Origin of the sequence: Microbacterium sp. CSI-V (genome assembly GCF_001984105.1) — a bacterium.
Classification (GTDB): Bacteria; Actinomycetota; Actinomycetes; order Actinomycetales; family Microbacteriaceae; genus Microbacterium.
In genome coordinates this window covers 1,382,630-1,405,328 of record NZ_MTQM01000009.1, presented here as the reverse complement: position 1 = coordinate 1,405,328, position 22,699 = coordinate 1,382,630, and the positions used below count along the sequence as shown (strand labels likewise).

The 22,699-nt window shown below is 71.2% G+C and carries 25 protein-coding genes; 6 read left to right on the top strand and 19 right to left on the bottom strand.

Annotation, left to right across the window (positions count from 1 at the left end; all coding sequences use genetic code 11):
* Window positions 1-4 precede the first annotated feature (4 nt).
* From CSIV_RS17580 to paaK, 7 genes are read right to left on the bottom strand one after another with little or no spacing between them, the layout of a single operon-like run.
* A complete protein-coding gene (locus CSIV_RS17580; RefSeq protein ID WP_077052587.1) occupies window positions 5-790 on the bottom strand; it encodes an enoyl-CoA hydratase/isomerase family protein in 786 nt (261 codons plus the stop codon).
* A gap of 7 nt (window positions 791-797) precedes the next feature.
* Entirely contained in the window at window positions 798-1,913 is a 1,116-nt protein-coding gene (gene paaE, locus CSIV_RS17575) for a 1,2-phenylacetyl-CoA epoxidase subunit PaaE (protein ID WP_083735206.1), read from the bottom strand.
* 2 nt (window positions 1,914-1,915) lie between these two features.
* Window positions 1,916-2,404, bottom strand: a complete 489-nt coding sequence (gene paaD, locus CSIV_RS17570; RefSeq protein ID WP_077052586.1) for a 1,2-phenylacetyl-CoA epoxidase subunit PaaD — start codon at window positions 2,402-2,404, stop codon at window positions 1,916-1,918.
* Complete coding sequence (gene paaC / locus CSIV_RS17565) at window positions 2,401-3,243, bottom strand: 1,2-phenylacetyl-CoA epoxidase subunit PaaC (RefSeq protein ID WP_077052585.1); 843 nt, start codon at window positions 3,241-3,243, stop codon at window positions 2,401-2,403. Before paaC ends, paaD begins: the two co-directional genes overlap by 4 nt.
* A complete protein-coding gene (paaB, locus tag CSIV_RS17560; protein WP_077052584.1) occupies window positions 3,240-3,545 on the bottom strand; it encodes a 1,2-phenylacetyl-CoA epoxidase subunit PaaB in 306 nt (101 codons plus the stop codon). The genes paaC and paaB overlap by 4 nt, the downstream gene beginning before the upstream one ends.
* Window positions 3,545-4,501 carry a 1,2-phenylacetyl-CoA epoxidase subunit PaaA gene (gene paaA / locus CSIV_RS17555; protein ID WP_077052583.1) on the bottom strand — a complete coding sequence of 319 codons (957 nt, stop codon included), beginning with the start codon at window positions 4,499-4,501 and terminating at the stop codon, window positions 3,545-3,547. Before paaA ends, paaB begins: the two co-directional genes overlap by 1 nt.
* Window positions 4,502-4,554: 53 nt before the next feature.
* On the bottom strand, window positions 4,555-5,847 hold the full coding sequence (gene paaK / locus CSIV_RS17550; protein WP_077052582.1) for a phenylacetate--CoA ligase PaaK: 1,293 nt from the start codon (window positions 5,845-5,847) through the stop codon (window positions 4,555-4,557).
* A gap of 181 nt (window positions 5,848-6,028) precedes the next feature.
* Here paaK and CSIV_RS17545 point away from each other — a divergent pair, with 181 nt between their 5' ends.
* Window positions 6,029-7,438 carry an aldehyde dehydrogenase family protein gene (locus CSIV_RS17545; RefSeq protein WP_077052581.1) on the top strand — a complete coding sequence of 470 codons (1,410 nt, stop codon included), beginning with the start codon at window positions 6,029-6,031 and terminating at the stop codon, window positions 7,436-7,438.
* A gap of 72 nt (window positions 7,439-7,510) precedes the next feature.
* Here the strand turns inward: CSIV_RS17545 and paaI are convergent, their stop codons facing one another.
* From paaI to CSIV_RS17520, 5 genes are read right to left on the bottom strand one after another with little or no spacing between them, the layout of a single operon-like run.
* Window positions 7,511-7,912, bottom strand: coding sequence for a hydroxyphenylacetyl-CoA thioesterase PaaI (paaI, locus tag CSIV_RS17540; protein ID WP_238592398.1), 402 nt, complete (start codon window positions 7,910-7,912; stop codon window positions 7,511-7,513).
* Window positions 7,909-9,999 carry a phenylacetic acid degradation bifunctional protein PaaZ gene (gene paaZ / locus CSIV_RS17535; protein ID WP_077052580.1) on the bottom strand — a complete coding sequence of 697 codons (2,091 nt, stop codon included), beginning with the start codon at window positions 9,997-9,999 and terminating at the stop codon, window positions 7,909-7,911. The genes paaI and paaZ overlap by 4 nt, the downstream gene beginning before the upstream one ends.
* Window positions 9,999-10,880 (bottom strand): 3-hydroxyacyl-CoA dehydrogenase family protein, encoded by an 882-nt coding sequence (locus tag CSIV_RS17530; RefSeq protein ID WP_077052579.1) that lies wholly within the window; start codon window positions 10,878-10,880, stop codon window positions 9,999-10,001. The genes paaZ and CSIV_RS17530 overlap by 1 nt, the downstream gene beginning before the upstream one ends.
* Window positions 10,877-11,629, bottom strand: a complete 753-nt coding sequence (locus CSIV_RS17525; RefSeq protein ID WP_077052578.1) for an enoyl-CoA hydratase/isomerase family protein — start codon at window positions 11,627-11,629, stop codon at window positions 10,877-10,879. Before CSIV_RS17525 ends, CSIV_RS17530 begins: the two co-directional genes overlap by 4 nt.
* Window positions 11,622-12,824: a thiolase family protein gene (locus CSIV_RS17520; protein WP_077052749.1), complete on the bottom strand. Its 1,203-nt coding sequence runs from the start codon at window positions 12,822-12,824 to the stop codon at window positions 11,622-11,624. Before CSIV_RS17520 ends, CSIV_RS17525 begins: the two co-directional genes overlap by 8 nt.
* Window positions 12,825-13,019: 195 nt before the next feature.
* Between CSIV_RS17520 and CSIV_RS17515 the strand changes: the two genes are divergently transcribed.
* The 3 genes from CSIV_RS17515 (at window position 13,020) to CSIV_RS17505 (ending at window position 15,760) form a co-directional block, all read left to right on the top strand.
* Complete coding sequence (locus CSIV_RS17515; RefSeq protein WP_077052577.1) at window positions 13,020-13,643, top strand: TetR/AcrR family transcriptional regulator; 624 nt, start codon at window positions 13,020-13,022, stop codon at window positions 13,641-13,643.
* A complete protein-coding gene (locus tag CSIV_RS17510; RefSeq protein WP_077052576.1) occupies window positions 13,640-14,068 on the top strand; it encodes a PaaI family thioesterase in 429 nt (142 codons plus the stop codon). The genes CSIV_RS17515 and CSIV_RS17510 overlap by 4 nt, the downstream gene beginning before the upstream one ends.
* 129 nt (window positions 14,069-14,197) lie before the next feature.
* Window positions 14,198-15,760 (top strand): GMC family oxidoreductase, encoded by a 1,563-nt coding sequence (locus CSIV_RS17505; RefSeq protein WP_077052575.1) that lies wholly within the window; start codon window positions 14,198-14,200, stop codon window positions 15,758-15,760.
* A gap of 105 nt (window positions 15,761-15,865) precedes the next feature.
* Here the strand turns inward: CSIV_RS17505 and CSIV_RS17500 are convergent, their stop codons facing one another.
* The 7 genes from CSIV_RS17500 to CSIV_RS17470 form a co-directional block, all read right to left on the bottom strand.
* Window positions 15,866-16,900, bottom strand: coding sequence for a helix-turn-helix domain-containing protein (locus CSIV_RS17500; RefSeq protein WP_083735205.1), 1,035 nt, complete (start codon window positions 16,898-16,900; stop codon window positions 15,866-15,868).
* Between the two features lie 173 nt (window positions 16,901-17,073).
* Complete coding sequence (locus CSIV_RS17495; protein ID WP_083735238.1) at window positions 17,074-17,421, bottom strand: aldehyde dehydrogenase; 348 nt, start codon at window positions 17,419-17,421, stop codon at window positions 17,074-17,076.
* A 163-nt stretch (window positions 17,422-17,584) separates the two neighbouring features.
* Window positions 17,585-18,373 (bottom strand): dienelactone hydrolase family protein, encoded by a 789-nt coding sequence (locus CSIV_RS17490; protein WP_077052573.1) that lies wholly within the window; start codon window positions 18,371-18,373, stop codon window positions 17,585-17,587.
* Between the two features lie 47 nt (window positions 18,374-18,420).
* Complete coding sequence (locus CSIV_RS17485; RefSeq protein ID WP_077052572.1) at window positions 18,421-18,879, bottom strand: acyl-CoA thioesterase; 459 nt, start codon at window positions 18,877-18,879, stop codon at window positions 18,421-18,423.
* Window positions 18,880-18,923: 44 nt separating this feature from the next.
* Window positions 18,924-19,913 carry a zinc-binding metallopeptidase family protein gene (locus tag CSIV_RS17480; RefSeq protein ID WP_077052571.1) on the bottom strand — a complete coding sequence of 330 codons (990 nt, stop codon included), beginning with the start codon at window positions 19,911-19,913 and terminating at the stop codon, window positions 18,924-18,926.
* Window positions 19,914-20,004: 91 nt separating this feature from the next.
* Window positions 20,005-20,484 (bottom strand): hypothetical protein, encoded by a 480-nt coding sequence (locus CSIV_RS17475; protein WP_077052570.1) that lies wholly within the window; start codon window positions 20,482-20,484, stop codon window positions 20,005-20,007.
* 28 nt (window positions 20,485-20,512) lie between these two features.
* A complete protein-coding gene (locus CSIV_RS17470; RefSeq protein WP_077052569.1) occupies window positions 20,513-20,953 on the bottom strand; it encodes a DUF2000 domain-containing protein in 441 nt (146 codons plus the stop codon).
* 49 nt (window positions 20,954-21,002) lie between these two features.
* Here CSIV_RS17470 and CSIV_RS17465 point away from each other — a divergent pair, with 49 nt between their 5' ends.
* Window positions 21,003-21,779: a helix-turn-helix transcriptional regulator gene (locus tag CSIV_RS17465; RefSeq protein WP_077052568.1), complete on the top strand. Its 777-nt coding sequence runs from the start codon at window positions 21,003-21,005 to the stop codon at window positions 21,777-21,779.
* 66 nt (window positions 21,780-21,845) lie between these two features.
* Window positions 21,846-22,658 carry a shikimate 5-dehydrogenase gene (locus tag CSIV_RS17460; RefSeq protein ID WP_077052567.1) on the top strand — a complete coding sequence of 271 codons (813 nt, stop codon included), beginning with the start codon at window positions 21,846-21,848 and terminating at the stop codon, window positions 22,656-22,658.
* Window positions 22,659-22,699: the final 41 nt, after the last annotated feature.

The following is a 22,699-nucleotide window of genomic DNA, read 5'->3' as shown; positions in this document are numbered from 1 at the left end:
GGCGTCAGCGCCCGCGGAACGTCGGCTTCCGCTTTCCCTGGAACGCCGCGAACCCCTCGCGATAGTCGTCGGTGTCGCACAGCTCGGCCTGAGCGCGATTCTCCCGCTCCAGCGCCTCCCAGAACCCGACCCGCGGGTCGCGCAGGCGGGCGACGAGCCGCTTGCTCTCGAGGAACGCGCGGGTGGGGCCGGATGCCGCCGTCGTCGCGGCACCGTGGGCGACCGCCTGCAGGTCGTCCGCGGGCAGTGCGCGCGAGAACAGCCCGGAGCGCACCGCTTCCTCGCCCGACATGAGCTGCCCCGAGTAGATGAGATCCAGCATCCGGTGAGCGCCGAGCCGGTCGAAGAACAGCGCGTGTCCGCCCGAATCGAGCGTGGCGCCGAGGGCGGCGAACGGCGAGCCGATCTTGGCGTCGGCGGAGACGTACACGACATCCGTCGCGATGAGCAGTCCCAGTCCGACGCCGAGACTCGCCCCCTGTGCCGAGGCGAACGTCGGTGCGGGGAACTCCGCCATGCGCCGCAGGAGTGGGGTGAGGAGGCCGTCGAGATACCCCCGCACGTCATCGCTCCGCGGATCGACCTCCGAGATGTCGCGGCCGGCGCAGAACGCGCGGCCCTCGCCGCGCAGGAGCAGCGCCCGCACGCCGTCGGCTTCGGCCCGCGCGTAGGCCGCGTCGAGATCGCGCAGGGCCTGCTCGTTCAGGGCGTTGAGCTTCCCGGGACTGTTCAGGGTGATCACGGCGAGCGTGGCATCCGTCCCGGCTTCTTCGAGGGCGTAGTCGATCACGGGAGCCTCACACGTCGTAGTCGACGACGACGCGATCGCTCGTCGGGTGGGACTGACAGGTCAAGACGTACCCGCGCTCGAGTTCGTCGGGTTCGAGCGCGTAGTTCTCGGTCATGTGGACGCTCCCGGACACCACCCGTGCGCGGCACGTGCCGCACACCCCGCCCGCGCACGCGAACGGCACGTCGGGACGCGCCCGCAGGGCCGCCGTGAGGATCGACTCGTGCGCGCTGACGGGCGATGTCACGGTGGCCGAGGTCCCGTCCAGGGTGACCTCGATCGACCGCACGGGTTCGTCGTCGCGCACCACGACGGGGGTGCCGCCCGAGCCGCGCGACGGAGCCTCTCCGGTCGTGAACAGTTCGAAACGCACGTCCGCGGCGGCGACGCCGACGCTCGCGAGCACCTCGCGACACAGCTGGACGAGGTCGAGTGGGCCGCACAGAAACCACTCGTCGACGGTTTCGGGACGCACCAGCGACGACAGGATCAGGCGGAGCCGGTCCTCGTCGATCCGCCCCGAGAGCACGGGCGCGGTTCGCTGCTCGCGGGAGAGTACGTGGTGGATCGCGAACCGCGTCGGGTAGCGGTCCTTCAGATCGGCCAGCTCGTCGACGAACATCACGTCGGTCGACGAGCGGTTCGTGTACAGCAGGGTGAACGTCGACGTCTCCGACGCGGAGAGGAAGGATGCCGCGAGCGCCATGATCGGCGTGATCCCCGAGCCCGCGGCGATGCCGACGATGTTCCCCGTCGACACGTCGGGCCGCATCGAGACGAATGTGCCCTGCGGGCTCATGACGTCGATCTCGTCTCCGGGGCGCAGCTGCGTCTGCGCCCAGGACGAGAAGCGTCCGCCGGGGTCGCGTTTGATGCCCACCGCGAGCATCCCCGGGGTCGGGGGGCGGCAGATGGAGTAGGACCGCCGGACCTCCTGGCCGTCGATCGTCGCGCGGAGGGCGACGTACTGCCCGGGGGCGTAGTCGAAGGCGTCGGCGAGGGCCTCGGGCACGGTGAACGTCACCTCCACGGCATCCGCCGTCAGGGGTCGGACGTCGGCGACGCGCAGAGTGTGGAATCGCGCCCGGCGGCGCCCGGTCGTGCGGACCTCGGTCATCGTCATGCTCAGTGCACCTTGAAGTGGTCGAAGGGTTCCCGGCACTCGACGCACTCGTACAGCGCTTTGCACGAGGTCGAGGCGAAGCGGGAGATCTCGCGGGTGTCGAGTGATCCGCAGCGCGGGCACCGGACGCCGATGCGCAGGCGGATGGGCCCCACGGCGGCGCGACCCGTCGGCGGGGCGATGCCGTACTCGATGAGCTTGCGCTTGCCGGCGTCGGTCATCCAGTCGGTCGTCCACGCGGGGGAGAGCACGGTGCGCACGCGCACGTCGTCGAAGCCGGCGTCGGTCAGAGCGAGGACGAGGTCGGCGCGGATGGTGTCCATCGCGGGGCACCCCGAATACGTCGGGGTGATCGTGACGACGACGGCACCCTCGCGCATCTCGACGTCGCGCAGTACCCCGAGGTCGTCGATGGTCAGCACGGGAACCTCGGGATCGCAGACGGATGCCGAGATCCGGCGGGCCCGGTCGAGGTCGGTGTCGGCGCTCACCACGTCGCCCCCGGGTGCTGCCGCGCGAGGACCTGCATCTCGGCGAGGAGGAAGCCGAGGGTCGGGAAGTGCCTTCCCTCGCGCCCCCCGCCCGAGGCGATCGGTGACCGGGGGACGTCGAGCCCCTCCTCGGCCAGCACCGCGTCGATGACGCCGTCGAACCGGCCCCGCAGACGCGACGGGCGCACCGCCACCCCCTCGAGGTCGTCGATGAGCGCGTCGTCGCGGAACAGCTCGTCGACGTACGGCCACATGTCCGTCAGGCCCGCGATCATGCGCTCGCGGGAGAACGCGGTGCCGCCGGCGAGGCGCAGGGTCCACTGCACGGCGTGATCGCGGTGGTAGTCGACTTCCTTCACGGCCTTGCCGGCGATGGCGGCGAGCCCGGGATCGGCGGATGCCGCGAGCTGGCTGTACAGCTCGTACTGGTACACCGAGGCGATCAGCTGACGTGCGATGGTGTGGGCGAAATCGCCGTTGTCCTGCTGGAACAGCCACGCGCACCGGAACTCGGGCTCGTCGCGGAAGTAAGCGAGATCGTCCTCGCTGCGTCCGTCGTACGACCCGGCGAAACGCAGGAGCGATCGGGCGTGTCCGAGCAGGTCGAGGGCGATGTTGCCCAACGCCACGTCCTCCTCGAGTTCGGGGGCGTTCGCGATCCAGCGCGAGAGCTGCTGCGAGAGGATCAGCGCGTCGTCGCCGAGGCGCAGGGCGTACTCCGCGACCTCCGCGGTCCTCACCCGCTCGGCCGCGCCCTGCAGCTCGTCGGACAGCGTGTGCACGTCGACGGACACGTCGCCGTGCGGATCGTCGATGTCGGTCGTGTCGTGAGCGGTCATAGGTGGGGCACCCCCTCCGACGCCGTGTAGTGGACGGCGTGGCGGTAGTTCTTGCCCGCGGGCGACTCGAAGAACGCGCCCTTGGATCCGGGATCGCTGGTCGTGACGGCATCCGAGGGGACGACCCAGATCGAGACGCCTTCGCTGCGCCGCGTGTAGAGATCGCGGGCGTTGCGGACGGCGAGATCGGCATCGGGCGCGTGGAGCGAGCCGACGTGCACGTGGCTCAGGCCGCGGTTCGCGCGGACGAAGACCTCCCACAGCGGCCAGGTTTCGGTGGGGTCACCGCCGGGCGTGGGCATCAGGCCGCCGCCTCGGTCGTGACCGCGGACTTCTTCGCGGCGTACGCGGCGGCCGCTTCGCGCACCCAGGCGCCCCGCTCGTGCGCGTCGCGACGATTCTGGATGCGCACCGCGTTCATCGGCCCGCGACCGGCGATGACCTCGTGGAACTCGGTCCAATCGATCTCGCTCGTATGCCAGCGCTCCTCCTTCTCGTCCCAGCGCAGTTCGGGGTCGGGGAGGGTCACGCCCAGGACCTCGGCCTGCGGGACGAGCATGCCGATGAACCGCTGACGCAGTTCGTCGTTGGAGAACCGCTTGATCTTCCACGCCGTGGACTGCGCCGAGTTCGGCGACTGGTCGTCGGGCGGGCCGAACATCATGAGCGACGGCCAGTACCAGCGGTTCACGCTCTCCTGCGCCATCGCCCGCTGGGCGTCGGTGCCGCGCATCAGCGTCAGCAGGATCTCGAAGCCCTGCCGCTGGTGGAACGACTCCTCCTTGCAGATGCGGACCATCGCGCGTCCGTACGGCCCGTAGGACGCCCGGCACAGCGGCACCTGGTTGCAGATCGCGGCGCCGTCGACGAGCCAGCCGATCGCGCCCATGTCGGCCCAGGTGGGGGTCGGGTAGTTGAAGATCGAGGAGTACTTGGCGCGGCCCTCGATGAGCTGGCGGGTCATCTCGTCGCGGGTGATGCCGAGGGTCTGCGCGGCGGAGTAGAGGTACAGGCCGTGGCCCGCCTCGTCCTGGACCTTCGCCAGCAGGATCGCCTTGCGCGCGAGGCTCGGCGCGCGGGTGATCCAGTTCCCCTCGGGCTGCATCCCGATGATCTCGGAGTGCGCGTGCTGGGAGATCTGGCGGATGAGGGTCTTCCGATACGCCTCGGGCATCCAGTCCCGGGGCTCGATGCGCTGTTCGGCGGCGATGAGCGCGTCGAACTCGTCCTGGAGTTCGGTCGGAGTGGGTGCGGTCATTGTCTGCTCCTCGGTGGCGGTGTTCGACAATTTACAGAACGATCGTTCAGTTATCAAGCGCGCAGGTCGTAGACGCGCTTGTATTTCCCCTCGCTGCGGGGGAGGGTTCCGGGCTCCTCCACCCGCACGGCCACGGTCGTGCCGATGTGCACCTTGATGCGCTGGCGCAGGACCTGGGCGGCCTGCTCGCACACCTCCCGTTCGAGGTCGGGATGCCGCTCGATGCGGACCGTCATGGCATCCATCCGCCCCTCGCGCGTGAGCTCGAGCACGAAATACGGGGTGAGGGACTCGATGCCGATGACCAGCTCCTCGATCTGCGTCGGGAAGAGGTTCACGCCGCGCAGGATGATCATGTCGTCGTTGCGGCCCGTGATCTTCTCGATGCGGCGCATGGTCGGGTAGGCCGTGCCCGGGAGGAGGCGCGTGAGGTCGCGCGTCCGGTAGCGGATGACCGGGAACGCCTCCTTCGTGAGCGAGGTGAACACGAGCTCGCCGATCTCCCCGTCAGGGAGGGGCGTTCCCGTGTCGCCGTCGATCGTCTCCGGGAGGAAGTGGTCCTCCCAGACGTGCGGGCCGTCCTTGGTGAGCGCGCTCTCGCTCGCGACGCCCGGCCCCATCACTTCGCTGAGCCCGTAGATGTCCACGGCGTCGATGTTCAGGCGGCGTTCGATCTCCTGCCGCATCTGGTTGGTCCACGGCTCCGCACCGAGCACGGCCACGCGGAGCGACGTCTCGCGGGGGTCGAGGCCCGCCTCTTCGATGGCATCCGCGATCGTGAGCAGGTAGCTCGGCGTGCACAGGATCGCCGTCGGCTGGAAGTCGGTGATCAGCTGCACCTGCCGCGCCGTCTGGCCCCCGGACATCGGGATCACGGTGGCGCCGAGGCGCTCGATGCCCGCGTGCGCTCCGAGGCCGCCGGTGAACAGGCCGTAGCCGTACGCGTTGTGCACCCGGTCGCCGGGGCGGATGCCCGCTGCGGCCAGGGAACGGGCGATGAGGTCCGCCCAGCGGTCGAGGTCGCCGGCGGTGTAGCCCACGACGGTGGGGCGGCCCGTCGTCCCCGACGAGGCGTGGATGCGGCGCACGTCCGCCATCGGTACGGCGAACATGCCGAACGGGTACGTGGCGCGAAGATCCTCCTTCGTCGTGAAGGGGAGTAGCCGCACGTCGTCGAGGCTTCGGATGTCGGCGGGGGAGACCCCGGCGTCGTCGAACTTCGCGCGGTACAGCGGAACGTTCTCGTAGGCGTGGCGCACGGTCCACTGCAGGCGTGCGAGCTGTGTCGCCCGCAGCTCGGGGGAGGTCAGCGTGAGCGCGTCGGCGGGGGCGGCGGTCGTCGGCATGGGTGACTCCTTCATCACGGATGCCATTATCCAAACGATCGGTCAGGAAATCGAGTGGGCGGAGGGTGCACAGGAGTGTGCACGGCGTGCACGATGGGCGCCCGAGCCTGTGCACGTCCGCGCACGCTTCCTACCGTCGGACACAGCGGACGCCGTCGTCCGCCCGACAAGGAGGACCACTGTGAGCACCGCAGTCACGATCACCGAGTCCGTCTCGGTGCCCGAGGGCGAGGGCCGCCCGATTCCGGACGCCGCCACGCGAGAGATCATCGGCTACGCGCCGGTGCACACGCTCGCCGACCTGGACCGCGCCGTGGCGGCGGCGGAGGCGGCGCAGCCGGCCTGGGCCGCCCTCGGTCACGCGGAGCGCGGCCGCATCCTGAACGAGATCGCCGACGACATCGAAGCCCACGCCGAAGAACTCGCCCGGCTCCTCTCACGGGAACAGGGCAAGCCGCTCAACGGCCCCAACGCCCGATTCGAGGTCGGGGCGTGCGCCCTCTGGCTGCGCACCGCCGCCGACACCCCGCTCGAGCCCGAGGTGGTCTTCGAGCACGAGGGGTCTCGCGCCGAGGTGCACTACGACCCGCTCGGCGTCATCGGGGCGATCGGTCCCTGGAACTGGCCGATGATGATCAGCGTGTGGCAGATCGGCCCGTCGCTGCGGATGGGGAACACCGTCGTCGCCAAGCCCAGCGAGTTCACGCCGCTCTCGGTCCTCGCCCTCATCGAGGTCTTCAACCGGCACCTGCCCGAGGGCGTGCTGACCGGCATCTCCGGCGATCGCGAGGTGGGCGCCGCGATCGCGGGCCACCCGGGGTTCGCCAAGATCATGTTCACCGGATCGACCGCGACCGGACGCAAGATCGTGGAGTCGTCGGCGCACAACCTGGCCCGTCTGACCCTCGAGCTCGGCGGTAACGACGCCGGGATCGTCCTGCCGGGCACGGACGTCGCCGCGATCGCGGAGGGTCTGTTCTGGGGCATCTTCATCAACACGGGCCAGACCTGCGCCGCGCTCAAGCGGCTGTACGTCCACGAGTCGCAGTACGAAGACGTCGTCCAGGCGCTCGCGGGCCTGGCCGCGGCGATGCCGATGGGCAACGGCCTGAGCGAGGACACCGTCCTCGGGCCCCTGCAGAACGAGAAGCAGTTCGACATCGTCCGCGACCTCGTCGACGACGCCCGTGCGCGCGGCGCGCGGATCGTCGCGGGCGGTCGGCCGGCCACCGAACTCGGCCCGCTGTTCTACGAGACCACCATCGTCGCCGACATCGAGGACGGCGCCCCGCTCGTCGACGAGGAGCAGTTCGGGCCCGTCGTGCCCGTGATCAAGTACACGGACATCGAGGACGCCCTCGCCCGCGCCAACGCCTCCTCGCAGGGACTCGGCGCCTCGGTGTGGGCGAACGACCCGGAGGACGCGATCGCCGTCGCCGCGCGCGTCCAGGCCGGCACCGTCTGGATCAACCAGCACGGCGCGATCAACCCGCACGTGCCGTTCGGCGGCATCAAGGCATCCGGCTACGGCCAGGAGTTCGGCGTCGCAGGACTCAAGGCGGTCGCAGCGCCCAAGGTCATCCAGCGCTGAGGGACGCCACACCGTCGCGAGCCCCCGTCCGCATCGGACGGGGGCTCGCTCCGTGCGGAGGGCGGGGCCCGCTCAGTCCGGAGGCGTGCGGTTCGTCGTGACCGACCGCCCGCGCACCTCCGCGACGATCGCGCCGGATTCGTCCGAGACGCGCACGTCGTAGAGGCCGGTGCGCCCCGACCGCGCGCGCCGGACGGCGTGCGCGGTCAGGGTCTGGCCCGCCGCGGTGGAGCGGAGGAACGCGATGTCGGCCCCCGCGGCGACCGTCACCCGATCGTCCTCGTTGCACGCGATCGCGAAGGCGGTGTCGGCGAGGGCGAAGACGAACCCGCCGTGGGTGATCGCGAACCCGTTCAGCATGTCGGGGCGGACGGTCATCGTCACGAGCGCGTCCCCCGGCTCGGCGCGCTCGACGACCATCCCGAGCAGGGCGGATGCCGCATCCCGAGCCATCATGTCGGCGGCACCGCTCACGCCACGGCCTCCGCCGCGGTCGGCCACTCCTTCGCCACGAGGGTCAGGACGTCGTACTCGGCCACGAGCTCGTCGCGATCGTTGCGGATGACGGCATCCCACCGGACCTCGCCGTACTCGTCGGTCTCGCGCGGCGTGATCTGCTTCGCGGTGAGCGTCACGCGGATGCGGTCGCCGGGCACGACGGGGGTGACGAAGCGGAGGTTCTCCAGGCCCGAGTTGGCCAGGACGGGGCCCGGGTCGGGGTCGACGAACAGGCCCGCCGCCCACGACACGAGCAGGTACCCGTGGGCGACCCGCCCCGGGAAGAACGGGTTCGCGGCGGCCGCGTCCTCGTCCATGTGGGCGTAGAAGGTGTCACCCGTGAAGCGCGCGAACGTCTCGATGTCCGCGAGCGTCACCTCGCGCTCGGTCGAGTCGACGCGGTCGCCGATGCGGAGGTCTGTCAGCGGCTTGCGGAACGGGTGCGTTCCGGTCGCGTCGGCCGCAGCTCCGGTGTGCCACACCCCCGTGAGGGCGGTCAGCATGCGCGGCGTCCCCTGGATCGCGGTGCGCTGCATGTAGTGGAGGACGGCGCGGATGCCGCCCAGTTCCTCGCCGCCGCCCGCGCGGCCGGGGCCGCCGTGGACGAGGTGCGGCACGGGGGAGCCGTGCCCGGTCGAGGTGCGCGCGTCATCGCGATCGAGCACGAGCACGCGCCCGTTGTAGGCGCCGATGCCCGAGACGAGCGCGACGGCGACCTCCGGGTCGTGGGTCGCGACGCTCGTGACGAGCGATCCGCCACCGCGGCGGACGAGGGCGACGGCCTCGTCGATGCTCCGGTAGCCGAGCAGGCTCGTCACCGGCCCGAACGCCTCGATCTCGTGCACGGCGCTCCCCGCCTCGGCGTCGGCGGCGTCGAAGGACACCACGAGCGGCTCCAGGAACGCGCCCCCGTCCGCGGGGCCGGTGGTCCCGTCGGCACGGCGCACCGGCGGGTCCTCGAGCGATCCGACGACGAGGTGGCCGCCGGCATCCACCAGGGCGCGGACGCTCCGGCGCACCTCGTCGCGCTGCTCCGTCGAGACGAGGGGACCCATCGTCACCCCCTCGGCTCGGGGATCGCCGATCACCACGCGCGTGGAGATCGTCTGCGTCAGCGCCTCCACGATCGCGGGACGGACCTCTTCCGGCACGATCGCCCGGCGGATCGCGGTGCACTTCTGCCCGGCCTTGGTCACCATCTCGGCGAACAGCTGCCGCACGTACGCATCGAACTCGGGGGTTCCGGGGGTCGCGTCGGGGCCGAGGACCGACGCGTTGATCGAGTCGGTCTCGCTGGTGAACCGCACCCCGTGCCGCACGCGCGAACGCAGACGCTCCGCCGTCGCCGCACTGCCGGTGAAGCCGACGCTGTCACCGAGGTCGAGCGCTTCGAGGAGCCCCGGCACGCTGCCGCTGACCAGCTGCAGAGAGCCGGCGGGCAGCAGCCCCGACTCGACGAGGATCCGCACCCACGCCTCGGCCACGTAGCCGGTCGGGGTCGCCGGCTTCACGATCGTGGGAACGCCGGCCAGGAACGCGGGGGCGAACTTCTCCAGTGCTCCCCAGACGGGGAAGTTGAACGCGTTGATCTGCACCGCGACCCCGGACAGGCGCGTGTACACGTGCCGTCCCAGGAACGAGCCGTCCTTCGACAGCGGCTCGGGCGGCCCGTCGACGATGATCCGGGAGTTGGGCAGCTCGCGCCGGCCCTTCGACGAGTACGTGAACAGCACACCGATGCCGCCGTCGACGTCGCTGAGGTTGTCGCGCGCGGTCGCTCCCGTGTGCGCCGAGAGCGCGTAGAGCTCCGCCTTGCGCTCGGTGAGCGCGATCGCGAACTGCTTCAGCAGCAGCGCGCGCTGGTGGAAGGTCAGGGCGCCGAGGCTGTCCTGGCCGACCGTGCGCGCGTGGGTCAGGACCGCGGGCAGGTCGAGGCCGGCGGTGCTCACCCGGCCGACCTCCTCACCCGTCGACGCGTCGCGCACGCTCGTCGCGTCGATGTCGTCGGTGTCGGCCGGCGACCACCAGGCATCCTGCACGTAGCTCTCCAACAGCCGGGTCATCACTCACTCCATTCGTAGAAGCCCGAGCCGCTCTTGCGGCCCAGGTGCCCTTCGGCGACGAGACGTCGCAGCAGTGCGGGAGGGGCGAAGCGTTCGCCGAACGCCGCCTCGAGTTCTTCGGCGATGCCCAGGCGCACGTCGAGGCCGACGATGTCGGTCGTGCGCAGCGGGCCCATCGGATGCCGGTACCCGAGCTCCATCGCGGTGTCGATGTCGGCGGCCGAGGCGACGCCCTCCTCGAGCATGCGGATCGCCTCGAGGCCGAGCATCACGCCCAGGCGGCTGGAGGCGAAACCGGGAGAGTCGCGCACCGTGACGGCGGTCTTGCCGATCGCCGCGACCCACCCGCGCGCCGCGTCGGCGAGGGCGGGGGCGGTGGCGCTGCCCAGGACCACCTCGACGAGCGCCGAGGTGGGCACGGGGTTGAAGAAGTGCAGCCCGAGCAGCCGGTCGGGGCGGCGGAGTGCGGCTCCCAGCGCGTCGATCGAGATCGACGAGGTGTTGCTGGCCAGAGCGGATGCCGCGGGCAGGGTGCGCTCGATCCGGGCGAGCGCATCCTCCTTGAGGGCGCGGTCCTCGGGCACGGCCTCGATGACGAGCTCGGCCGCGGCGAAGACGTCGAGGTCCGTGCCGACGGAGAGAGCGGCATCCACCTCGGCCGCGGATCTCGACGTGGCGCGGCGCTCGACGGAGCGGACGACGCTCTGGCGGATGCGGTCGGCCGCGGCCTCGGCGGACGCGCGGTCGCGCTCGACGACGTCGACGCGGCTGCCGGCGAGGAGGAAGGCGTGCGCGATTCCCGCTCCCATCCGTCCGCCCCCGAGAACGCCGACGCGGGCGGGGACGACGGCGGGCGTGTCCGTGGTGGTCTGGTCGCTCATCGCTGGTCCTTCCGTGCGCGCCGCTCCAGGAACGCGGTCATGCGGGCGCGCTTGTCGTCGCTGTCGAAGAGTTCGGCCTGCAGCTCGAGCTCGATCGCCGGATGAGCTTCCGGCGGCGCCAGCAGGGCGCGTTTGGTGAGTTCCGTCGCGCGGGGGCTGTTGCGTGCGATCCGGTCGGCGAGCTCGTGCGCGGCGGTCAGCAGCGCGGCGGGCTCGTGCAGGGCCGACACGAGCCCCCAGTCGAGGGCGGTGTCCGCGTCGACGGTGCGTCCGGTGAGGAGGAGGTCGCTCGCGCGGGCGTGACCGACGATCTCGGGCAGGCGCCAGGTGGCACCGGCGGCCGCGATGATCCCGAGGCTCGTCTCGGGGTTGCCGAACCGGGCGCGGGGCGTCGCGATCCGGATGTCGGCCGCGTAGGCGAGCTCGGCGCCACCCCCGAGCGCGTACCCGTCCACGGCGGCGATGACCGGCATCGGCAGGGCGCGGATCCGCCGGAAGACGGTGGAGTTGATGCCGCGCCGCGCGTCGGCGGCGGTGCGCTCGCGGAGCTGCGCGATGTCGGCGCCGGAGGCGAACACGCCGTCCGCCCCGGTGAGGATGAGCGTCTTCGGGGTGGTCTCGAGGTGCGCGCACAGGTCGTGCAGCTCGTCCACCATCCGCTGGTCGATCGCGTTGCGGGTGGCGGGTCGGTCGAGGGTCGCGACGACCCGATCGGCGCCCTCCTCGAGTCGCACGGAGGGGTCAGGCATCCCGGACCTCCGTCACGCGCTCGATGATGATCGCCTGCCCCTGCCCCACGCCGACGCACATGGTCGCGAGCCCGTAGCGGGCGTCTTCGCGTTCGAGGCGGCCCATGAGGGTGACGACGAGTCGCGAACCGCTCGATCCGAGGGGGTGGCCGAGGGCGATCGCGCCCCCGTCGGCATTGACGATGTCGGCGTCGAGACCGAGCCTCCGGATGGAGGCGAGCGACTGGCTCGCGAAGGCCTCGTTCAGCTCGACCGCGCCGAGATCGCCCACGCCGAGCCCCGCCTTGGCGAGCGCCTTCTCGGTGGAGGGGACGGGGCCGAGCCCCATGATCTCGGGTGCCAGCGCGGCGGCGGCGTGGGAGACGACCCGGGCCCGGGGGATGAGCCCGTAGCGCTGCACGGCCGCGGCGCTGGCCACGACGAGGGCGGACGCTCCGTCGTTGAGCGAACTGGAGTTGCCCGCCGTCACGACGTCCCCGCCCGCGACGACGGGGCGGAGCTTCGCGAGGACCTCGGCGGACGTGTCGCGGCGCGGGCCCTCGTCGGTGTCGACGGTTCCGCCCGCGGTCGGCACGGGCACGATCTCGGCGGCGAAGCGGCCCGCGTCGATCGCGGCGACGGCGCGGGCGTGGCTGCGCAGGGCGAACGCATCGGCGTCCGCGCGGGTCACGCCGTCGAGGCGCGCCACCTCTTCGGCGGTCTCCGGCATGGAGTACGCGGCCTTGTCGCGGGCCGTGAGCCGCGGGTTGGTGAAGCGCCAGCCGATGGACGTGTCGTACGCCTCGCCCGGCTTGGCCCACGCGCGGGCGGGCTTGGCCTGCACCCAGGGCGCGCGGGTCATGGATTCGACACCGCCGGCGACCACGATGTCGGCGTCGCCGGCGCGGACGGCGTTCGCGGCGAGGGTGATCGCGGACATGCCCGAGGCGCACAGTCGGTTGACGGTGATTCCGGGGATCTCGTCGGGCAGACCCGCCAGCAGCACCGCCATGCGCGCGACGTTGCGGTTGTCCTCACCCGCCTGGTTCGCCGCGCCGAGGATCACCTCGTCGATCGCGGCCGCCGGGACCCCGGCGCGATCGACCGCCGCGCGCACGACGAGGGCGGCGAGATCGTCGGGGCGGACCCCCGACAGCGCGCCGCCGTAGCGGCCGACCGGTGTGCGTGCGCCGCCGATCAGGTAAGCCTCGGACATCGTCATCCTCTCCGTCGCCCTCGACGCTTTGCAGAACGAGCGTTCAGTAATAGTGTCAAGAGTCCCGCTCCTCGGCAAGGACGGCCGCTCGGTCGACGTGACGGGGTGCGTGCGGGGCACACGATCGGGCGTCCCCGGCACAGTCGGGATGCCGCGACCGTCGGGCCCCGCCCGGCGAGGGGCCAGACTGGAGGCATGACGGTGGATGCGACGCAGGCCGCGGTACGCCGCGGCCGTCCCGGGTACGACCGCGAGCAGGTGATCACGATCGCCGTTCAGCTGTTCAACGACCAGGGCTACGACGCGACGAGCGTCGCGGACCTCGCCACGAAGCTCGGACTGACGAAGTCCGCGCTCTATCACCACGTCGAGTCGAAGGAAGCGATCCTGCGCGTCGCCCTCGACGATGCGCTCTCCGCCCTGGAGGGGGCCCTCGACGAAGCCCTCGCCGCCCACGACGTCGCCATCGACCGGTTGCGGCACATCGTCGCCGGCGCGGTCGCGGTCCTCGCCGCGAAGCTTCCCCAGGTCACCCTCCTGCTGCGTGTCCGGGGGAACAGCGACATCGAGCGCGCGGCGCTCGAGCGACGCCGCTCGTTCGACCACCGTGTCACCGCGATCGTCCGCGACGCCCAGGCGGAGGGCGCTCTCGCCGACGACATCGAGGCCTCCGTCGCCACGCGCCTCATCTTCGGGATGGTCAACTCCCTCACCGAGTGGTACCGACCCGGTGGACCGGTCACGCCGGACCGCCTCGCCGACGACGTCCTGCGTATCGCGCTGGACGGGCTCGACCGGGCGCCGCGAGGGGAATCGTGAGCGCCGTGGATGCCGAAGCGAAAGCCGGCCCGCAGGAGCCGTGGCGGATCGCTCTCGGCGCCCTCGACGAGAAGCTCGGGATCACCGTCGTGGAGCAGTCGGTCCGGGCGGTCGTGGCCACGATGCCCGTCGCGGGCAACACCCAATCCCTCGGCCGTCTGCACGGCGGGGGGAGTGCCGCGCTCGCCGAAGCGGTCGGATCCTGGGCGGCGCTGGTCTACGCCTCGACCCACGGCAAGGTCTGCGTGGGGGTGGACCTGAACATCACGCACCACCGCGGCGCACGGGCGGGGACCATCCGCGCCACCGCGACGCCGCTGCATCTCGGCGCGCGCTCCACGAGTCACCAGATCGTCATCGAGCACGAGGACGGCGCTCACCTCGCGACCGCCCGCATCACCAACTTCCTGCTCGATCCGCACTGATCGCCGCGCAGCCGGGTCCGATGCGCGTCGGGCACACCATCGTGCGCGCGAGGCGTACCCGGGCGGACCGGCCGCGCGCATTCTTCTAGGCACAGGGCGACAGCGCCCTCTGTTCAAGGAGGAACGACAATGGCAGATCTCACCGACACCGCCGACTACGTCGTCGTCGGAGCCGGCTCGGCGGGAAGTGCGATCGTGCGCCGGCTCGTCGACGCGGGCCACAGCGTCCACGTCATCGAAGCGGGCGGCGTCGACAGCAGCCCCCACATCCACTCCCCGCAGGGGTGGCCGGCCCTGCTCATGTCCGAGAACGACTGGGCGGTGATGACGACGCCGCAGGAGCACCTCGGCGGGCGCGTGGTGTACTGGCCCCGGGGGAGGACCCTCGGCGGATCCAGCTCGCTCAACGGCATGATCTACATGCGGGGAGATCGCAGCGACTACGACGGCTGGGCCGCGGCCGGCGCCGACGGGTGGTCCTGGAGCGATGTCCTGCCCTACTTCCTCCGGTCCGAGGACCACGCGGACGGGGCCGACGAGTACCACGGCAGCGGCGGACCTCTCCACGTCGAGCGGATCCCCGAGGACAAGCGCAACCCCGTGGCGGCCGCGTTCGTGGAGGCCGCGGTCCAGGCGGGCCTCGACCGCACCGATGACTTCAACCGCGATCGCCTGGACGGTGCGGGCTTCAACCACACCACGACCAAGGACGGTCAGCGCCACAGCGCGTGGCAGGCCTACGTCGCCCCGATCGCGGACAGCGATCTCCTGGCGGTCACCGCGGGAGCACTGGTCCACCGCGTCCTCGTCGAGGACGGCCGTGCCGTCGGCGTCGAGTACTCGGTCGACGGCGCGATCGCTCGCGCCTCCGCGCGATCCGAGATCATCGTCTCGGCCGGTGCGATCGGATCGCCCGCGATCCTCCTGCGCTCGGGCATCGGACCGCGCGAGCACCTCCAGGAGATCGGCGTGGACGTCGTCGCCGACGTCCCCGGCGTGGGGGAGAACCTGCACGACCACCTGCTGGTCAGCGTGCTGTACGAATCGACCGACCCCGTCCCCGCGGGTCAGTGGAACCTCCTGGAGAGCCAGTTCTACGCGCGCTCCTCGGAGTGGGACGGTCCCGCGCCCGACCTGCAGCCCCTGTTCATCCACCTCCCGTACCCGACCGACGGCGGCGCCGCCCCCGAGCAGGGGTACACGATCGTCGCCGGAACGGTGCGGCCGTACTCGCGCGGCACGATCCGGCTGGCATCCGCGGATGCCACGGTCGCCCCGCTCGTGGACCCGAACATCTTCGCCGACGAGCGCGACCTCGAGGCGATGGTCGACGCGATCGAGCTCTCCCGCACCGTGGGGGCTCAGGACGCCCTGGCTCCGTTCCGCAAGGCGGAGTTCGCGCCGGGTGCCGACGTCACGACGCGGGATGAACTGCGCGACTACGCCCGGCGGATGGTGGGCACCTATCACCACCAGGTCGGCACGTGCCGGATGGGCCAGGATGCCGGGGCCGTCGTCGATCCGGACCTGCGGGTGCGCGGCATCCAGGGCCTGCGCGTCGCGGACGCCTCGGTCATGCCCTTCGTGCCGAGTGCGAACACGAACGCGCCGTCGATCATGATCGGCGAGAAGGCCGCCGATCTGCTGCTCGGGGTCCCCGCTCCGAAGCACGAGGCGGCCGTCCTGGCCTGAGCCGGCCTCGAACACCGCGTCCCCCGGACCGCACGTGTGCGGGTTCGGGGGACGCGGTCTCGTCGCGTCCGGGAGACGCGGAGAAGACCGGTTCGCCCGCGCGGGTCAGGAGGCCCGGGTCGACTGCGAACGGTAGTCGCTGGGGGTCGAGCCGAACTCCTGGCGGAAGGAGCGGGCGAAGGCCGCGGCATCCGCGAATCCCCATCGGGCGCCGATGCTCGCGATCGGCTTCTGGGCGAGGGCGGGATTCCCCAGGTCACGGCGGATGGCGTCCAGCCGCGCGCGGCGGATCCACCCGCTGACGGTCGCGTCGCGCTCCTCGAAGAGCTTCTGCAGCGCGCGCACCGAGATGTGGTGCGCCGTCGCGATGCTCGCGACGGTGAGATCGGGATCGCCCAGATGATCGGCGATGAAGGATTCGATGCGCAGGAACATCGCGCGCCGGCGCACGTCCTCGGGCGTGCCGTGCGCGAGGTCGAGGCGTTCGCCGAGCGCGGCGGTGAGCAGATCGAAGACGGCGTCGGCGAGAGGCAGGCGGTTGCTGAGGGCGTCCCGGTCGAGCGCTTCGCTCAGCGAGTGCAGGAACGTCGAGACGATGCCGCCGAGGCCGTCCCGACCGGAGAAGCGCGACGCGGTGACGCTGCCCAGGTGCCCCCGATCGAATCGCAGGGCTTCGACGGGGAACATCACCACGAACATGCGGAACGTGGATCCGAAGTCGAGGGCGTACGGCCGAGTGGTGTCGTACAGTGCGAAGTCGCCGGGCGTGAGCACCGCGTCCCGGCCGTCCTGACTGATGGTGCTGCGGCCGTGGAGCTGCAGCCCGAGCTTGATGTGCCCGGGGTCGTCGCGGGCGATCTCGCCCCGCCCCCGACTCACCCGCACCGCGCGCCCCGAGACGGTGCTCGTGAACGTGGGACCGAGGGGCTGGGCGATGAGTCGCCCCTCGAAGCGTGCGCGTTCCTCGGGTCCGGCGGCGTGGGCACGCAGCGGCACGAAGCTCCGGCTCACGGCATCCGTCCACAGATCGAACGCGGACGTCGGCGAGGTGGGTGCCAGGCTGGAGCGGGAACACTCGACGAGGGTGCGCCCGGATGCGGGGGAGAGAGGGGAGTCGGGCTCAACGGCGTCGGCGGACACGGCACTCCTCGCGTCATTGCGTGGTCACGTCTGTGCCGCTCGGGTGCGGCGTTCGTTGATTTTACGTCGGCCGACCGAATTAATGAAGCATCGGTCAGGAAATGCTCGGGCGTCGCCGCGACTCAGGTCGTCGGGGCGCGACCCCGGGGCGGGGGCCGCGCCGCCGAGGGGCGTCAGGCGGCCATCGAGGCCATCATGGCCTCGCACTTCATGACCAAGTCGTCGCACGCCATGGCGCAGTAGCGGCACATCTCGTCCATGTCGGCGTGCATGCGGCACTCGTCGGCGCACGCCTTGCCCATGGTCATGCAGGCCATCATCATGGCCTTCATCACGTCCATGTCCATGCCGGCGGGGCGCATCATCATGTGCATCGTCGCCTGGGCCATCTCGACCATGTTCGAGCACATGGTGCAGCACTTCGCCATCTCGGCGCCGTGCATCATGTCGCTGCCGGCGCACATGGCCGCCGCCATCGCGCAGGCGTTCATCGACTGCAGGCATTCCTGCATGGCATCCATGTCCATGGTCATCTCGCCCATGGGCATCGACTTCATCATCATCATGGTGTCCATCCGGGTCTCCCGTATCGTCGCGTGAATGGCGAGGTCTCGCCGTCGGGTGCTTCTGTGACGGAATGTTACGCGCGAGGCTCCGAGGGCGACAGCACTCTCAGGAGAGTGATCAGCCGGCGAGGCGCTCGCGGAGGAACTCGACGACCAGCTCGTTCGCGCGATGGGTGGGGTGCCCCTGCACGGTGGCCGACGCGTCCGTGAGGACGGAGTGCGCGTTCGCGGGGATGCCGTCGGCATTTCCGGGGGAGGAGTCGATCTCGAACGCCCGCCACCCCTCGCCGAGCAGCCGCTCGAACGCCGCGAAACGCTCCGCCGGAACGCTCCGGTCGTCGGTGAACCGCAAACCCAGAGCGCAGAGCCCGTCGCCCGCGCGGCGGCGGACCGCCGCCTCTTCGGTGGGGCTCAGACCGGTCGCCGAGCGTCCGGCCCCGATCGCCGGGGGCACCGCGGGCTGGGAGACGACCGGCGCGAGCACGCTGGCATCGGCCGCCGTCGCCAGCGCGAAGCCGCCGGAGAAGCACATCCCGATGACGCCGACGCCGGGGCCACCGTGTTGGGCGTGCACGTCACGGGCCAGGGCGCGGAGGAATCCCGCGATCGGGCGGCCGGCGCGGCGGGCGAACGCCGCGAACTCCCGCGAGACGCACATGCGCAGAGCGGAACCGGCGAGGTAGCCACCGCTCACCGGTCGCCCCGGCGTCCCGATGATCGACGGGAGGACGACGTGGAATCCCGCCGCGACCAATCGCTGGCCGAGCGCGATCACCGCGGGCGTGGCGCCGGGGATCTCGGGGATCAGGATGACGCCGGGGCCGTCCCCGCGGCGGTAGACGTCGTGGGTGATGCCGTCGTGCGTGAACGGCGAGACGTTCCATCCGGCCAGGAGCTCCGTGGTCATGGGCTCAGTAGATCACCCCCGCGCCGGGCCAGGGGCGGTGCGAGCGACTAATCGAGCCGGATGCTCCCGGTCGCGGGGTGCTCGTGCGGCATGCGATCGCGGTCGTACGTGATGGCGGTGTAGCCATGCGGCTTGGGCTTGCCGTCTTCGTCGACGCTCACGAACACGAGGCGCTCGATCGTGAGGATCCTCTTGCGCGTGATCATGTTCCGCACGACCGCGCGCATCGTCAGCGACGTGCGACCGAAGTGCGTCGCGGTGAGCCCCATCTCGATCAGATCGCCCTGCAGAGCGGATGCCTCGAAGTTGATCTCCGAGATGAGCTTGGTGACCACCCGGTAGTTGCCCAGCTGGATGATCGCGTAGATCGCGGCCTCTTCATCGATCCAGCGCAGCAGGCTGCCGCCGAACAGCGTGCCGTTGGCGTTGAGGTCTTCGGGCTTGACCCACTTGCGCGTGTGGAAGTTGATGCCGTCGTCCGAGGGATGCCACTGGGGTTCGGTCACCCCTCCACGCTACTCCCGAGTCTCATCCGGCTCCGTCGCCGCCGTCAGCGCGCCGGGCGGAGCGACGCGACGAACTCCAGCTTGTCCAGCACCGGCTCCGGGATGACGAAGGGGTAGAGGTCGTCCTTCCCCATCGAACGGTTGATCGTGTTGAGGGAGGTGGCCAGTGGCATCCACACCCCGGTGACGACGTCGCGGAAGAGGGAGAAGGCGTCGACGCCGGCGACCGTGATCAGTCCGTAGGCCGTCGCCGTCTCGAGCGTGTCCGTGATGTGGAGGTAGTGCGCCCACGTCTCGGCGAAGTCTTCGTAGGGGTGCATCGTGGCGTAGGTGGAGATGTAGCGCTCGGGCCAGTCCTTCGGCGGCCCCTCCGAGTAATGCCGGTCGATCTCGGCCTGATAGTCGGCGGTCTCGTCGCCGAAGAGCTCGCGGGCGCGGGCGATGCGGTCGGTCCCCTCGACGAGCACCCACTCGATGTAGTGACCCACCTCGTGGCGGAAGTGGCCGAGCATCGTGCGGTAGGGCTCGCCGAGCTGCTTCTGCATCTTCACGCGGTAGGTGTCGTCGCTCTCGGCCAGATCGATCGTGATGACGCCCTCGTCGTGTCCGATCACGACATCTTCGGCCACGCTCGACAGCAGGTCGAAGCACAGTCCCCGTTCCGGGTCGTCGGCCTTCCCGACGATCTCGAACCCGAGCCGGTCGAGTTCGAACAGCAGCCAGCGCTTGGCGCGCTCGGCCACCGGGTATTGCGAGAGGCCCTCGAGATCGGCGTCGTTCGGGCGCACCCGGGTGAGATCGCACGCCGAGCACTGGCCGCCCTCGAGCGCCGCCAGCCACGTGCACCCCGACAGATCGAGGTTGCGGCAGACGTGCCAGACGAGCCCGGCGGAGTCGACGTACCGACCGCTCTGGTCGACCGGGACGATCTCGGCTTCGCCGCGGGAGAAACCGAGCGGCGTCCCGCAGGACACGCACACCGAGTTCTCGAAGTGGAGGGGAGCAGCGCACACGCGGCATCGGAACGACTTCACACGCCCAGCCTGTCAGGTCGCCGGCCGGGGTACGACGGGGTTGCGCCGGGGCGCGCAGTCGCCGGCCGCTGTGCGCGGCCGCGCCGTGCGACTATGCCGACACGAGCGCGATGGACGCGATCACGGTCTCCACCTCGGCTGCCGATGCCTCATCTCCGGTAGGCGAGGAGCCGATCACGATGAGACGGTTCACCCCCGGGGCCGCGCACGTCGCGACGAGCGCGCGATCGCCGGTCGTGCCGCGCATGACCGGAGCGCTCTCCCCGGCGAAATCACCGTATTTCCCGACGAAGTCGCCACCCGTGGGTTCGAACGCGCGGACCACCCCGAACATCTCCGCGCCGTAGTCGCGGGCGGTCATGACGCCCACCTCGCGGTGGGCGATGACGCGGACGACGGCGTCCCGCCACCGCACGGTCAGCAACGGATCGTCGCCTCCCGCGCCGTCGGACACGTCGGCATCCAGCGGCACGTCGATCGTGAACGACTCTCCCCCCGACTCCCACATCTCGTGCTTCGCCGTCTCCACGGTCGGCAGCAACTCGGGGGTCGTGAAGGTCATCGTGCGCACGGCATCCATCCTGTCGGACGCGCCCGGGTCAGGCGTGGAACACCGCACCCTTGGCGATGCGGTCGATGACGTTCCTCGGACCGCGCAGCGCCAGGCCGACGAGGTCGAGGTCGTCGGCGGCGATCGCGGCGACGGTCGCGCGGTTGGCGTCGTCGTGCATCGTGGCGAAGAGCTCGCGGGCGTAGATCGCCAGGGCGACGTCGTCGCGGGCGGCGGCCTTCGCGCGGGCGCGCGCCAGCAGTGCGGCGTCGCCGGTGAGCACGATGACGGGCTGCCGCAGCATCGGGAGGTACTCGGTGCCGTCGGCGTCGCGGTACGGCTCGCCCACGACGCCCGGGGCGCTCGTCGCGATGCCGGCGGCGAGGAAGGCGGTGACGTTGAGCTCCTGCCAGGCGGCGAGGTCGTCGCCGAGGATCACGACGATCTTCGTGTCGAACGTCGGGGCGGTGGAGGGGGTCGTGTCGGTCATTCCTCCAGCGTCCGCTCCCGGGCGTCGCGCGGTCTTGTACGTTTCTTGCATGATCGAACGGGTGCGCGCGTGGCATCCGGACGTGCCGTTCCTGCGCGAGGTCTATCACGCGAGCTTCGACCACGCCTACCCGCTCCACACCCACGACGACTGGGCCGTGATGCTCGTCGACCGCGGCGCCGTGACCTACGACCTCGATCGGGTCGCGCACCGGGCCGCGCCCGGCGCCCTGACGCTGCTGCCGCCCGGCATCCCGCACGACGGGCGGTCGGCCGTCGCCGGCACCGGCTACCGCAAGCAGGTGCTGTACCTGCGCCGCGACTGGCTCCCCGACGACGCCGCCGACCGCGTGTCCCGGCGTCCCACCCTGGGGAGAGGATCCGCGGAATCCGCCGCCCGGCGCGTGCACGCCGCCCTGCGGTCCCCGGGGGAGGAGATGGCCGCCGAGCATGCGCTGCTGGTGGTCCGCGATGCGATCCTCGCCCACACCGGCACGGAGGTCGCGGCCGTCCGCGATGCGCCGCTCGCCCGGCGCCTGCGTGGGATGCTCGACGACCGCTTCACCGAGTCGTTCACGATCGCCTCGGCGGCCGCGCACCTGGGCGCGCACCCCAGCCACCTCGTGCGCGAGTTCTCGCGCGCGTACGGCATGGCGCCCCATCGCTACCTCGTCGCACGCCGGGTGGACGCGGCGCGGCGGCTGCTGGTCGACGGAGGCCGCCCGGCCGAGGTCGCTGTCCGGACCGGCTTCCACGACCAGGCGCACCTGACGCGGCACTTCCGCCGCGTGTGGGGAGTGACGCCGGGGGCGTTCGCGCGCGGGTAGGCCCGCACGGCGCGCGTCCGCCGCCTCGTACGATCGAAGGATCGCCCGCGCACCCCGGAGGCCACCATGCCCGAACTGAGCAAGGACACCACGCTCTGCATCTCCCTGGCGGGTCGCCCGTCGAACATCGGAACCCGATTCCACAACTTCCTGTACGCCGAGCTCGGGATCGATTTCGTCTACAAGGCGTTCACGACCACCGACATCGCGGGAGCGATCGCCGGCGTGCGCGCCCTCGGCATCCGCGGCTGCTCGGTGTCGATGCCGTTCAAAGAGGCCGTGATCCCGCTGGTCGACCACATCGAGCACTCCGCCGCCGCGATCGGATCGATCAACACGATCGTGAACGACGGGGGAGTGCTGACGGCCTCCAACACCGACTACGAGGCGATCGCGAGCCTCATCGAGAGCCATCGGCTCGACCCCGCGGCATCCGTGCTCGTGAGGGGATCGGGCGGGATGGCCAAGGCCGTCGTCGCGGCCTTCCACGGCGCAGGGTTCAGGGATCTCACCGTCGTGGCCCGTAATCCCGACGCGGGCCCCGCGCTCGCGGCCGCCTACGGCTTCCGTTGGGTGCCCGACGACCCGGCGCCCGGAGCCGACATCGTCGTCAACGTCACACCGCTCGGCATGAACGGGGCGGATGCCGACTCCCTGGCGTTCTCGCCGGAGCACATCGCCGCGGCGGCCACCGTGTTCGACGTGGTCGCCTTCCCCGCCGAGACTCCGCTGATCCGCGCGGCGCGCGAGGCCGGGCGGAACGTCATCACGGGCGCCGAGGTCATCGCCCTCCAAGCGGCGGGCCAGTTCACCCGCTACACCGGTGTGACGCCGACGCCCGATCAGGTCGCTCGGGCCTCGGCGCACTCGCGCGCTTGACACGACAGGGCCCCGCGGTCGGAACCGCGGGGCCCTGTCGT

What these genes read in the sequence shown, in the direction of transcription:
- paaE (WP_083735206.1), bottom strand. Translation starts at nt 1,913, where the DNA reads ATGACGATGACCGAGGTCCGCACGACCGGGCGCCGCCGGGCGCGATTC.
- paaC (WP_077052585.1), bottom strand. Translation starts at nt 3,243, where the DNA reads ATGACCGCTCACGACACGACCGACATCGACGATCCGCACGGCGACGTG.
- paaB (WP_077052584.1), bottom strand. Translation starts at nt 3,545, where the DNA reads ATGCCCACGCCCGGCGGTGACCCCACCGAAACCTGGCCGCTGTGGGAG.
- paaA (WP_077052583.1), bottom strand. Translation starts at nt 4,501, where the DNA reads ATGACCGCACCCACTCCGACCGAACTCCAGGACGAGTTCGACGCGCTC.
- paaK (WP_077052582.1), bottom strand. Translation starts at nt 5,847, where the DNA reads ATGCCGACGACCGCCGCCCCCGCCGACGCGCTCACGCTGACCTCCCCC.
- paaZ (WP_077052580.1), bottom strand. Translation starts at nt 9,999, where the DNA reads ATGACCCGGCTGTTGGAGAGCTACGTGCAGGATGCCTGGTGGTCGCCG.
- CSIV_RS17530 (WP_077052579.1), bottom strand. Translation starts at nt 10,880, where the DNA reads ATGAGCGACCAGACCACCACGGACACGCCCGCCGTCGTCCCCGCCCGC.
- CSIV_RS17525 (WP_077052578.1), bottom strand. Translation starts at nt 11,629, where the DNA reads ATGCCTGACCCCTCCGTGCGACTCGAGGAGGGCGCCGATCGGGTCGTC.
- CSIV_RS17520 (WP_077052749.1), bottom strand. Translation starts at nt 12,824, where the DNA reads ATGTCCGAGGCTTACCTGATCGGCGGCGCACGCACACCGGTCGGCCGC.
- CSIV_RS17515 (WP_077052577.1), top strand. Translation starts at nt 13,020, where the DNA reads ATGACGGTGGATGCGACGCAGGCCGCGGTACGCCGCGGCCGTCCCGGG.
- CSIV_RS17505 (WP_077052575.1), top strand. Translation starts at nt 14,198, where the DNA reads ATGGCAGATCTCACCGACACCGCCGACTACGTCGTCGTCGGAGCCGGC.
- CSIV_RS17495 (WP_083735238.1), bottom strand. Translation starts at nt 17,421, where the DNA reads ATGGATGCCATGCAGGAATGCCTGCAGTCGATGAACGCCTGCGCGATG.
- CSIV_RS17490 (WP_077052573.1), bottom strand. Translation starts at nt 18,373, where the DNA reads ATGACCACGGAGCTCCTGGCCGGATGGAACGTCTCGCCGTTCACGCAC.
- CSIV_RS17470 (WP_077052569.1), bottom strand. Translation starts at nt 20,953, where the DNA reads ATGACCGACACGACCCCCTCCACCGCCCCGACGTTCGACACGAAGATC.
- CSIV_RS17465 (WP_077052568.1), top strand. Translation starts at nt 21,003, where the DNA reads ATGATCGAACGGGTGCGCGCGTGGCATCCGGACGTGCCGTTCCTGCGC.
- CSIV_RS17460 (WP_077052567.1), top strand. Translation starts at nt 21,846, where the DNA reads ATGCCCGAACTGAGCAAGGACACCACGCTCTGCATCTCCCTGGCGGGT.